The organism is Sulfurihydrogenibium sp., assembly GCF_027448985.1.
Lineage (GTDB): Bacteria > Aquificota > Aquificia > Aquificales > Hydrogenothermaceae > Sulfurihydrogenibium.
This window is the reverse complement of sequence record NZ_DAIDMN010000042.1, coordinates 1-12,505: the sequence shown is the minus strand read 5'-3', so window position 1 is coordinate 12,505 and position 12,505 is coordinate 1. Positions and strand designations below refer to the sequence as shown.

Here is a 12,505-nt window from a genome sequence, read left to right as displayed (position 1 = left end):
AGGGGTTGAAAGTGAACTTTGGGGTTTGTCCTCATGATACTGAAAAAGGGTTATCTTTTTGGGAAGATTTTATAAAAAAATTAGAAGAAAATATACAAGAAAAGATAAACTTTGAACCTTTTGTATCTTTTGATGATGAAGAGGAGAAATTAAAATCTAAAACATACCACCTTTACTATGCAAGACCACAGAAAGCTGTTGAGTTATATCAAAAAGGCTATAAACCTGTTGCAAAAATAAAAGGTCAAAAGGATAACTTTCTTTTGATAGCCAAAGATGAAAACGTACTGAATAAAAAATGTCCTGTAATAGCAACTGCTTTGAGTTATCCACCGGCTTACGGACTTTTGGGTTTTGAATTTGAAGAATTAAAAATCGTTTTAACAAAAACATGGGAAGAGGTTTTTACTTTAGTAAAAGATGGTGAGGCAGACGCCGGAATAATTTACAATGAAACATGGGAAGGACTGGAAAATAAAGAAAACATAAAAGTTATAAAAAATGTAGAATTTGACATATTTCACATATTTATGGCTCATCCTTCCATCTACGAGAAAGTCAAACCAATTTTACTGTCTTTCGAGTTTTTGGAAGAAGTTAATGATGAAAACATCTTAAAAATAATCACAGTGTTTAAACAGTTTGAACTTTACGCAAAAAGATGGGAAGAGCACGATATTGCAAAGGCTGTTTTAAATTTAGAAGATGTTGGGGTTATTGTTTATCAGGATAAAGTAGTGTACGTAAATGAGTATGTTAGTAAGATTTCCGGATACTCCAAAGATGAGATATTATCAAAATCTGTATTGGATTTTGTTTATGATGAAGATAAAGAAAAAGTAGCTGAGTATATAAAAAGAAGATTAAAAGGGGAAAGATTTCAAACATCACACAATGAAATCCGGATAGTAAGTAAAAGTGGTAGGCTTTTAATACTGTCCGTTTTTAGCTCTACAATTTTATACAAAGGTAGATACAGTGGATTTTTGCTGTTTTTTGACATAACAAAGCAAAAAAGGTTTGAAAGGTTGTATCATTTACTCAGAGAAGTAAATCAAGCTATCACCTTATCTTCTTTGGAAGAAGAGCTTTTTGATAGAATTTGTAAAGCTTTGGTTGAAAAAGCAGGTTTAAAGTTTGTATGGATTGGAGTAAAGGAAGATGATAACCCATTTTTTAAAGTAATATACAAGTATGGAGAAGACAAAGGTTATTTACAGCAGGTTAAAACTTCATGGAGAGAAGATTTACCAACCGGAAAAGGACCAACGGGAACAGCTTTTAGGTCAAATAACATTGTGATAATACAAAACACTCAAACAGACCCAAGATTTACTCCTTTTAAAGATTATGCCAAAGAAAGAGGATTTTTATCCGTTGCAGCTATTCCTGTTAAAGTCAAGGCAGATGTGAAATTCGTTATAACGATGTATGCATCACAGCCGGAATTCTTTGATGAAGATACGATATCCGTACTTCAAGAGTTAAAGTCGGATTTAGAGTTTGCTATTGAAAGGTTAGAGGATGTAAGAAAAAGTATATTAATTTCAAAAGCTCTTGAACATTCATCTTCTTGGGTATTGATAACTGATGAGAATTTTACTATTACTTATGTTAACGATGCTGTCTGTGAAATAAGTGGATATTCAAAGGAAGAGTTGATAGGTAAAAATCCAAGAATTTTTAACCGGAGCCCAGCCAAAAGAGTTTTATGAAGAGCTGTACAAAAGCATCTTATCCGGAAAAGAATTTTCTGGTGTATTTATAAATAAGAAAAAGTCCGGAGAATTTTTTTATTTAAAAGCTACAATTTATCCTGTAGAAATACCACCCAATATAAAAAGTTACATAGCCATAGGAACAGATATTACTCGAGAAATGGAACTTCAAAAAGAGATTACAAAGTTACAAAATTACGATACACTGACAAACACTCTAAATCTATCCGGATTTTTCTTAATAGTATCAGAAAGGTTAAAAGAGATAAAAACACCTGCATTACTGGCTTTAATAGATATTAGAGATTTCACTTCAATAAATAAAACCTTTGGACTTAACGTTGGAGACTTTTTACTTAAAGAGGTTGCAGATAGATTAAATCTTGTTTTTCCGGATGGGATAGTGGCAAGAGTTGCATCAGATGAGTTTGCTATCTACAAAGAGTTAAATTCCAAAGATAAAGTAGAAACAGAATTAGTCAAATTTATGGATAAAATAAAATCTGTGTTTGAACAACCCATTTATTTTGGTGATAACATTCTAACTCTAACCTTCAATGCAGGAATAACTGTTGTATCGTCTGAAAGCAAAAATTTAGAATCCATTTACGAAAATATATCTATCGCTTTGGCATACGCAAAGAAAGGAGTAGAAAACATCATTGAAGTATTCAGTAAAGATTTAGAAGAAAAAGTAAAAAGAACGTCATTTGCAAAAAGACTTATAGAAAAAGCTATAAATGAAAATCTTTTTACTTTATTCTATCAACCGTTTTTCAACTGTAAGACATTAAAGTTAGAAGGGTTTGAAGCTTTGGTAAGAATAAAAGACAAAGACGGAACCATCTACACTCCAAACGTTTTTATAGATGTTTTAGAAAACAGTAAGTTTTTAGTAGAATATGAAAAATGGCTTTTAAATGAAATAATGGATAAGTCTAAAAAGTGGAATATTCCAATATCGTTTAATGCTTCATCAAACAGTTTTAAAAATCAAGAGTATATAAACTATCTATCATCTTTGGATAACAAAATATCTTTAATTATGGAAATTACTGAAAGAGTGTTGATGAAAGAACCGGAAAAAACTATAGATATTCTAAATAAAATCAAAAAAACAACAGCTTTAAAAATTGCGGTAGATGATTTTGGAACTGAGTACTCTTCTTTAAAGTACATAAAAGACTTTTCTATCGATGAGATTAAAATTGATATCTCTTTCACAAGAGAAATAGTTGAAAATAAAAAAACTCAAGCTTTGGTCAAGACGATAATAACCTTAGCAAAGGACCTTGGAATGGAAACATTGGCAGAGGGGGTTGAAAAACAAGAGCAGTTGGAGATATTAAGGGATTTAGGTTGTGATTACGTTCAAGGCTTTTTACTTGGTAAACCTCTTCCTGAGGAAGAGGCTGAAAAACTTTTAAGCAGGAACTTGCTGAGTTAGACAGTGGAAAGTACCTAACCCTACCACTATATCGTAAGCGTCTATACCCACTACCTTTCTATCTTTAAATATTGACTGTAATATTTCCAAAGCTAACTTATCCTTGTCACACCTGAATGTTGGGACTATTACAGCGTAGTTTGATATGTAAAAGTTGGCATAACTTGCTGGTAGTCTATCTCCTTTGTAATACACAGGGTCTGGCATAGGTAAAGTGATAATGTTTAAGTTATTACCTTTTAAATCTTTAAACATTTTTAACATCTCATAGTTCTCTTTTAGTATTTCATAATTTTCATCGTTTTTATCTTCTTCTATTACCGTTATAACGGTGTTTTTGTTTACAAATCTTGTAATGTCGTCTATATGACCATCTGTATCATCTCCTACTATACCTTCTTTTAGCCAAAGTATCTTTTCAACTCCTAAATACTTTTTTAAATTCTCTTGGATTTCTGTCTTTGTTAAGTTTGGATTCCTATTTGGATTTAAAAGACATGACTCTGTTGTAAGGAGTAAACCTTCTCCATTTACATCTATTGAACCACCTTCCAAAACCATGTCTATATCTACCCTTTCAACACCTAAATAATCTGCCATCTTAACAGGTATCTGGTCATCTAAATCATGGGGATACTTTCCACCCCAAGCGTTAAATTTAAAGTTTAAAGCTACAAGAGTGTTTTTATCTAAATCTTTTACAAAGATAGCTCCATGGTCTCTACACCATGCGTCGTTTGTTGGAAATCTGTGGATTACAACTTTATCCGGATTTACCTGCTTTTCCTTTAACCTTCTTTTTAAATCTTCTTCCATCTCATCATCGTTAACATTCACATGAACCATCTCTCCAAGAGATATCCATTTAATCATCTCGACATACTTATCTCTAACATCATCTATCTTTTCAAAAAAAGTATCCGGATTATGAGGATAAGACAGCCAAGTTCCTTGATGTTTTTCCCATTCTGCAGGCATATAAAATCTTCTCAACTCTTTACCTCGTAAGTATCATTTTTATGTAAGTGTTTGTAAGTCCATACTGGATTTTTATCACGATTATCTGATTATCTTTTTTATAAGATAAAAGTGCATCCCTTCCTACCAAAGCTGAAAACTTAGTCCAACCATTTTTAGGCATCTCTCTGTCAAAAAAATTAACCAAATCTTGAATAAAACCCTCTCCTTTGTAAATCAGATAAGCTCTGTAAATTCCGATATTCTCAAATATGAGAGACTCACTTTCTATAAGCTGAAAATTAGATGGAACAATGAAAACATAATCACCTTTTCTTTCCGTTTTTGCAATAAAACTAACAGGAGCATTAGGTTGAATAACAACTTCGTTGGAAGCACAAGAACTTAAAAGTGCCACTAAACCAATCAAAAATAAAAACTTTTTCATACAAATACCCTCAAACTGTTTTGTTAAATATTTTAGCAAATGTTTTGAGTGTTTGTTGAAATAAAACCGGAAAAAGCATAAAATTATTAGCATAATCCTTAACTTAGAGGCTGTCATGGAAATATTGGAAGAAAAAGTTTCAAAACTTGAAGAGATGGTTATGAGACTTGTTTACATACAGCAAAAAACAGAGATGGAGATACAAAGTCTCAGTAGAGAGATGAAAGAGTTTAAAGAAAACACAGAAAAAATGATTGCCGAGATGAAACAAGACACTGAAAGGTTCAAACAAAACACAGAAAAAATGATAGCTGAAATGAAGCAAGACACCGAAAGGTTCAAACAAAACACAGAAAAAATGATTGCCGAGATGAAACAGGATACCGAAAACCTAAAACAGGAAATGAGAGAGTTTAAAGACGAAATGAAAGAGTTCAAAGATGAGATGAAACAGTTTAGACAAAACACAGAAAAAATAATTACCGAGATGAAGCAAGACACCGAAAACCTAAAACAGGAAATGAGAGAGTTCAAAGACGAGATGAAACAGTTTAAAGACGAGATGAAAAAAGAACATAGAAAAATGAACAAACAGTGGGGAGAGCTTGCCAACAAAATGGGAACTATAGTTGAAGATATCATATTCCCGGCTACAAAACCGGTCCTTGAAAAATACTTTAAATGTGAATTGACGGACCTTGGTATGAATATAAAAAGAAAAAGAGGTAACTTGAAAGATGAGTTTGATGTGATAGCGGTCAGTGAGCCATGTAAAACGGTGTATTTGATAGAGGTAAAAGCAACACCAAAAGTAGAGTATATAAACGACTTTAAAGACAAAAAGATAAACAGGTTTAAGATGTTATATCCGGAATACAACGATTATAAACTGGTTCCAATATTAGGTTCCTTAAGGATAGAAAAGGATATTTTAAACTATCTAACAAAAAATGGCATCTATGCGATGGCATACAGAGAATGGGAATATATGGATATACTAAACTTTGAAGAGTTAAATACATCAAATAATTGATTATTTTTTCAAAAAGCTTAAAATATTTATCTGATTTTTATTGGAGGTTAAAAAAAGTTGGTTTATGATACATATTTTGATGTTGTTGTGGTTGGTGGTGGACACGCTGGAATAGAAGCTGCTTTAATATCTGCTAAACTTGGAGCAAAAACTGCATTAATAACTATAGATGAAAACAAAATAGGTCTTATGCCTTGCAACCCATCAATAGGTGGAATAGCAAAAGGAATCGTTGTCAGGGAAGTGGATGCACTTGGTGGAGAAATGGCAAAAGCTATAGACCAAACCGGAATACAGTTTAAAGTTTTAAATACCAGAAAAGGTCCCGCTGTAAGGTCTCCAAGAGCCCAAGCAGATAAAGAAGAATACAGAAAATACATGGTAGAAAAAACCCATAACACACCAAACCTTACAGTAATTGAAGATGAAGTTATAGATATAGTTTTAAAAAAACATTCAAACGAAGTTGAAGGAGTAATAACAGAAAAAGGTTTAAAAATTCAAACAAAAGCTGTCGTAATAACCACCGGAACATTTTTAAACGGTCTTATTCACATAGGAGATAAAAGATTTCCTGCCGGAAGAATGGAAGAAAAACCATCAACAAAACTTCCTCAGTTTTACAAAAGAGCCGGATTTGAACTTGTAAGATTTAAAACCGGAACTCCTGCAAGACTTGATAAAAGAACGATAAACTTTTCCATCTTAGAAGAAGCACCGGGAGATGAGCCACCACCAAAATTCTCATTTTGGACTCAGCCAAAAGGTTCATACTGGTTTGAAGAAAAAGAACAAATCCCTTGTTATATAACCTATACAACTCCTGAAACCCATAGAATAATAAGAGAAAACCTTCACAGAACAGCTCTTTACGGAGGAGCGATAACCGGAGTAGGACCAAGGTACTGTCCATCAATAGAAGATAAAATCGTAAAATTTGAAGGAAAAGACAGACACACAATCTGGCTTGAACCTGAGACAAAAGATGGTATAAGCATATACCCTAACGGTATGAGTACCTCTCTTCCGGAAGAGATACAGTGGCAGATGTACAGAAGCATACCCGGACTTGAGAACGTAGTCCTTTTAAAACCAGCTTATGCAATAGAGTATGACATCGTTATGCCAACAGAGCTTTACCCAACTTTGGAAACAAAAAGAATAAAAGGTTTGTACCACGCAGGAAACTTCAACGGTACTACCGGATACGAAGAAGCAGCAGGACAAGGTATAGTTGCCGGAATAAATGCAGCCCTAAAAGCCTTAGGTAAAAACGAACCATTTATAATAGGTAGAAATGAAGCTTACATAGGGGTTATGATAGACGATTTGACAACAAAAGGAGTGATAGAACCTTACAGACTTTTTACATCAAGGTCAGAATACAGACTTCATCTAAGACAAGACAATGCCATATTAAGACTTTACAAAAAAGCCTACAACATAGGAGCACTAACTGAAGAAGAGTACAACTTTGTAAAACAACATGAAGAAGAAATAGAAAGTTGGATAGAGAAGTATAAAAACAGTTTTATAAAAGAAGACGGTAAGAAAATATCTGTTTTCACACTACTACAAAAACCGGAAATAAGCATTGATAAATTAAAAGATTACTCAGTAGAAGTACCAAACTCCGATTATATAAAAGAAGAAGTAGAGATAAATGTTAAGTATGATGGCTACTTTGAAAGGGAAAGAAAATTAAACGAAAAGATGAGATATTTAGATAGTATTAAGATTCCGGAAGATATAGACTACACACAAGTATCCGGACTTACAAAGGAAGCTGTTCAAAAATTAACAAAGGCTAAACCTATGACCCTTGGTTATGCAGCAAGACTTGAAGGTATTACGCCAGCAGCCATAACAGCCATAATGGTCCATATAGAAAAAATGAGAGAAAAAAGAAAAGCCGGATAAAAACGGTTGATAAAATATAACGAATAATTTTTAGAGTTTGCATTTTTTATCAAAATGTTGTATATTATTTTTAGTTTTAGATGACCTTGACAACTGAATAGGGAAGTCCCACAGTAAATTTTTGTGGCATTATACTGGATAAAAAATTTAATATTTCAACTTTGATGTGTAGTCTGCATTTTAAAATAGAAAATATATTATTTGAATATTCAAGTGGTGATAAGGCTCATTTGACAATATAACAGAAATATATTTTCTATTACTGGCGGTTCGATGCAAAAAACATAAATTTGCAGACTTACACACTGCACAAAAAATATGCATTAAAGTATTGACTTTTTGAAAATTTTCGTTTATTTTTTTATTGTAATTTTTAACGAGTTTTGTCTGAACTATGTGGGATATAAAGTTGTAAGTTTCTTCTATCTTTTTGACTATCTCTTTGGTTTTGTCTGAACTATGTGGGATATAAAGGCTGTGTTATAGTTGTATTCTATAACATACTCTTTAGTTTTGTCTGAACTATGTGGGATATAAAGAAGGATAATCCTTAAAAGCCACATTTACTAAATAAAAGTTTTGTCTGAACTATGTGGGATATAAAGAATAAACTACTTACTGAAAAAAAGACCTATGCAAACGTTTTGTCTGAACTATGTGGGATATAAAGTTGAAAAACTAAAGGAAGTGTCTTTTAAAAAGGAAAGTTTTGTCTGAACTATGTGGGATATAAAGAGCAGGTATCTATGAATAATCTGTATAGTTCAGGCATGTTTTGTCTGAACTATGTGGGATATAAAGTAGCTGTTTACAATCCATTTTGCAACTTCGTCCTCAAAGTTTTGTCTGAACTATGTGGGATATAAAGATCGTTTTTCAGGCTGAAACTCATGACAAGGTGTATAAGTTTTGTCTGAACTATGTGGGATATAAAGCAGATGGATAAACGACTTAATAGAATTTGGAATTATGTTTTGTCTGAACTATGTGGGATATAAAGATACGATAAGAAAATAGATTATCAGCATACAGATAAGTTTTGTCTGAACTATGTGGGATATAAAGAGTTGCTCAGTATAAACAGAAAACTTCTCAGATAATGTTTTGTCTGAACTATGTGGGATATAAAGCTTGATAATTTAATCTTTTTGCTAATTTAATCTTTTGTTTTGTCTGAACTATGTGGGATATAAAGTTTTTCGTAATTGCCTTTCTTACTGGGAATAAAATCCGTTTTGTCTGAACTATGTGGGATATAAAGAAAATTTTTGTTCCATTTTTGCAATGGAAAGATAAAGTTTTGTCTGAACTATGTGGGATATAAAGGAAGCAACTTTACTTGAAGTTATTGAACAACTTGAAGTTTTGTCTGAACTTTGTGGGTTATAAAGAATTATATGTGAGTTTGTTTTTTTTCTAATTTTGGTTTATTATTATATGTAAAACTCTAAAAGAGGTTATAAAATGGGATTAGCAGATAAATATTTACCCAAATATACAGTTGAAGATTACAAAGTTTGGGAAGGTGATTGGGAGCTTATAGAAGGCATGCCATACGCTATGGCTCCATCTCCGTTGGGTAAACATCAGAAGGTAGTTTTTAAAACAGGTAGAGAGTTGGCAAATCAGATAGAGCTGTGTGATAAAAAATGTAATGTTTATTTAGATTTAGATTGGATAGTTTCAGAAGATACTGTTATAAGACCGGATTTGATAGTGATATGTAAAGAGATTGAGGAGTATGTAAAAGAGACTCCGGAAGTTGTTGTTGAGGTGGTTTCTAAATCAACCGCTCAAAAAGATGAGTATTTAAAGTTTGAGATTTATCAAAAGGAAAAGGTTCCTTACTATGTTCTTGTTTATCCAGATATAAAAAAAGTTAGGGCATTTAAACTGATAGATGGTAAGTTTGACAAATTTTTTGATAGTGATGATGGGGTTTTAGAAATACAGTTAAAAAATGGATGTAAAGTATCTATTTATGTAAAAAAACTTTTTGATTAAACTTCCAGCATTTTTTCAATAGTTAGTTTCACACTCTCTCCAATGGCTTTGAGGTTGTAACCTCCTTCTAACATAAAAATGTACGGAACATTTTTTAGTTTTAAAATACTTTCAACTATTTTTCCTATCCCTTGGGTTGACACTTCTAAATAAGTAAGTGGGTCGTCTTTGTGAAGGTCGTATCCAGCTGAAACAAGAATGATATCCGGATTAAACTCTTTTACCAAAGGTGGTAAGACTTCTTGGTATATCTCTATGTATATGTCATCTCCAGTTCCAGCTGGTAAAGGAACGTTGTAAGTGTAGCCGTATCCTTTACCTACTCCTTTTTCATCTTTTGAACCAGTTCCGGGATAAAAAGGATATTCATGGGTAGAAAAGTAAAAGACTGTGTCATCATCGTAAAATGCTTTTTGAGTACCGTTTCCATGATGGGCGTCAAAATCTATTATAAAAACCTTTTCAAAACCTTTTGTTTGAGCATACCTTGCTGTTATGGCTATGTTGTTGAATATACAAAATCCCATAGCTTTGTCCTTTTCTGCATGATGTCCCGGGGGTCTAACAGCACAGAACACTCTTTCAACTTCTCCTGCTTTTACTTTATCAACAGCTTCTAATCCGGCTCCTACAGCCATAACGGCAGCATCGTAAGAATCAGGTCCTACGTGAGTATCCGGGTCTAAATAACCACCTCCTGCAGAGCAAAAATCCATTATCTCTTGAGGATAGTAAACATCGTGGACAAGAGAAATCTCTTTTACCGTTGCTCTTCTTGGCTTTATGTGGACCAGTTTATCGATTAAAGGTTGTAAATGGTTGTTTATTGAGATAAGTCTTTGAGGAGATTCAGGATGACCTACTCCTGTATCATGATTTAAATATATATCATCGTATATATACCCAACCTTTCTCATCTTATAATATCCCCCTAATCTAAATTATGATAAAATAATAAACAAAAAAATCTAAAATTTCAATAAATCAAGGAGAAAAAATGTTCAGAGTTGCAATTGTTGGAAGACCTAACGTGGGAAAATCTTCACTTTTTAACAGGTTGATAGGAAAAAGAAAAGCGATAGTGGAAGATATTCCCGGTGTTACAAGAGATAGAATAGTATCAACAACAGATTGGAGAGGTGTAAAATTTGAAGTTGTTGATACAGGAGGATACATAACTTCTGACGAAGACAAATTTGCACCTTATATAAGAAAACAAGTAGAAAAAGAAATACAAGATGCAGACCTTTTAGTTTTTGTAGTAGATGGAAAACAAGGGATAACTCCACTTGATAAAGAGATAGCTGCAATGCTTCACAAAACAGAAAAGCCTGTTATAGTAGCTGTAAATAAAATAGATGACCCAGAAAAAGAAAAACTTGCTTATGAGTTTTATGAGCTTGGATTTGATGAAGTGGTACCTATATCTACAATACAAAAATTAGGATTAGCTGAGCTTCTTGATAAAATTGTTGAGCACATTCCCGATTATGAAAAAGAGATAGAGTACGAAGAAGAGGAAGAAGACAAAGACTATATAAAAGTAGCAATCGTAGGAAAACCAAATGCAGGAAAATCTTCTTTACTTAATGCAATTTTAGGAGAAGAAAGAGTTTTAGTATCTGACATACCCGGAACAACAAGAGACACGGTTGATACACTGTTTGAAAAAGATGGTCAAAAATTCTTGTTTTTAGATACAGCCGGAATAAGGAAAAAATCAAAAGTAGAGTATGGAGTTGAGTTTTACTCAGTAGGACGTTCAATAGAAGCAATAGAAAAAGCTGATGTAGTTGTTTTAGTAATAGATGCAAGTCAAGGAGCCACAGAACAAGACCAGAAGATAGCCGGATTAATCCAAAGAAGATACAAACCAGCGGTTATAGTAATAAACAAAATAGATATGCTTAAAGAAAAAGAACTTGAAAAAGTTATAAATCAAGTAAAAGAAAAACTATACTTTCTAAACTATGCACCCATAGTCCTTACATCAGCAGCAAAGAAAATAGGTATAGATGAATTACTTGAAAAGATAGTGTACGTGTACAACCAAGCATGGAAAAGAGTAGGAACAGGACAACTAAACAGAGCTATAAAACAGATAATGTCCTTAAGACAACCTCCATCCTACCAAGGAAAACCATTAAAAATATACTATGCAACACAACTTGAAGGAAAACCACCTGCCTTTTTACTATTTGTTAACAAAGCCGAAGGCTTTAAAGAAAACTATGTAAAATTTTTAGAAAACAATTTAAGAAAGCTATTAGGGTTGGAAAACGCACCAATAAAACTTATATTCAGAGGAAAAGACGAGGAAAAAGATTAAAAAATGGTAAAATATATCCCCAATTTTCAAAAGAGGTTTTTTAGTTGATTGCTTACAGTTTACAGCTTAATTTGGAACTTGGAAACGTTGAAAGTAATATGCAAAAAATATACGATATATTATATTCAAGGAAAATAAAACCAGATTCATTAGTTTTACTTCCAGAAATGTTTAGCTGTGGTTTTGACAACGAAAATTTATCAGAACATAGTAAAAAAACTCCAAAAATCTACAGGGAACTACAAAAAATATCAAAAGAAAAAAAGTTGGTAATAGCAGGAACCGTACCAGAAAAAAAGAAAAACGATGTATACAACATGGGATTTATTATAGACAACGGAGAAATAACGGCTAAAAGACCGAAAATAAAACTCTTTACACCTACAAATGAACATAAATACTTTAAATCCGGAAAAAATAGCCATATAGACATAACAGAAAGCTCAGCAGGAAACCTTGGCTTTATGATATGTTTTGAGCTAAGATTTCCTAACATATCCTACCATCTTAGGAAGAAAGATGTGGAAATAATTCTTGTTCCTGCACAGTGGGGAAAGGAAAGAGTAGAGCACTTGAAAACTCTCTCAAAAGCACGAGCAATAGAAACCCAGTCTTATGTAATTGTAAGTGATACGGTAGGAAAGATAGG

10 protein-coding genes and 1 CRISPR repeat array are annotated in these 12,505 nt (G+C 32.7%); of the genes, 7 read left to right on the top strand and 3 right to left on the bottom strand.

The window, feature by feature from the left end; all coding sequences use genetic code 11:
* Together NE054_RS04855 and NE054_RS04850 are read left to right on the top strand one after the other, a co-directional pair.
* A partial coding sequence (locus NE054_RS04855; RefSeq protein WP_297889254.1) for a PAS domain S-box protein occupies window positions 1-1,715 on the top strand: 1,715 nt, incomplete at its 5' end.
* 163 nt (window positions 1,716-1,878) lie between these two features.
* Window positions 1,879-3,165 (top strand): bifunctional diguanylate cyclase/phosphodiesterase, encoded by a 1,287-nt coding sequence (locus tag NE054_RS04850; protein WP_297889251.1) that lies wholly within the window; start codon window positions 1,879-1,881, stop codon window positions 3,163-3,165.
* On the opposite strand, the gene NE054_RS04845 is transcribed toward NE054_RS04850, so the two are convergent.
* Both NE054_RS04845 and NE054_RS04840 read right to left on the bottom strand, forming a co-directional pair.
* A complete protein-coding gene (locus NE054_RS04845; RefSeq protein ID WP_297889248.1) occupies window positions 3,142-4,158 on the bottom strand; it encodes an agmatine deiminase family protein in 1,017 nt (338 codons plus the stop codon). The genes NE054_RS04850 and NE054_RS04845 overlap by 24 nt on opposite strands.
* A 4-nt stretch (window positions 4,159-4,162) precedes the next feature.
* Entirely contained in the window at window positions 4,163-4,570 is a 408-nt protein-coding gene (locus NE054_RS04840; protein WP_297889245.1) for a lipoprotein, read from the bottom strand.
* A gap of 115 nt (window positions 4,571-4,685) precedes the next feature.
* Between NE054_RS04840 and NE054_RS04835 the strand changes: the two genes are divergently transcribed.
* From NE054_RS04835 to NE054_RS04825, 3 genes are all read left to right on the top strand, one after another.
* A complete protein-coding gene (locus tag NE054_RS04835) occupies window positions 4,686-5,603 on the top strand; it encodes a hypothetical protein (protein WP_297889244.1) in 918 nt (305 codons plus the stop codon).
* A gap of 57 nt (window positions 5,604-5,660) precedes the next feature.
* Window positions 5,661-7,523, top strand: a complete 1,863-nt coding sequence (gene mnmG / locus NE054_RS04830) for a tRNA uridine-5-carboxymethylaminomethyl(34) synthesis enzyme MnmG (protein WP_297889242.1) — start codon at window positions 5,661-5,663, stop codon at window positions 7,521-7,523.
* Between the two features lie 380 nt (window positions 7,524-7,903).
* Window positions 7,904-8,914: direct repeats of the CRISPR family, unit length 29 nt; unit sequence GTTTTGTCTGAACTATGTGGGATATAAAG.
* 73 nt (window positions 8,915-8,987) lie between these two features.
* On the top strand, window positions 8,988-9,527 hold the full coding sequence (locus NE054_RS04825; RefSeq protein WP_297889240.1) for a Uma2 family endonuclease: 540 nt from the start codon (window positions 8,988-8,990) through the stop codon (window positions 9,525-9,527).
* Here the strand turns inward: NE054_RS04825 and NE054_RS04820 are convergent.
* Entirely contained in the window at window positions 9,524-10,444 is a 921-nt protein-coding gene (locus NE054_RS04820; RefSeq protein ID WP_297889238.1) for a histone deacetylase, read from the bottom strand. The genes NE054_RS04825 and NE054_RS04820 overlap by 4 nt on opposite strands.
* Before the next feature lie 62 nt (window positions 10,445-10,506).
* On the opposite strand from NE054_RS04820, the gene der reads away from it, so the two are divergent.
* Complete coding sequence (gene der / locus NE054_RS04815) at window positions 10,507-11,856, top strand: ribosome biogenesis GTPase Der (RefSeq protein ID WP_297889257.1); 1,350 nt, start codon at window positions 10,507-10,509, stop codon at window positions 11,854-11,856.
* Window positions 11,857-11,900: 44 nt separating this feature from the next.
* A partial coding sequence (locus NE054_RS04810) for a nitrilase-related carbon-nitrogen hydrolase (protein ID WP_297889236.1) occupies window positions 11,901-12,505 on the top strand: 605 nt, incomplete at its 3' end.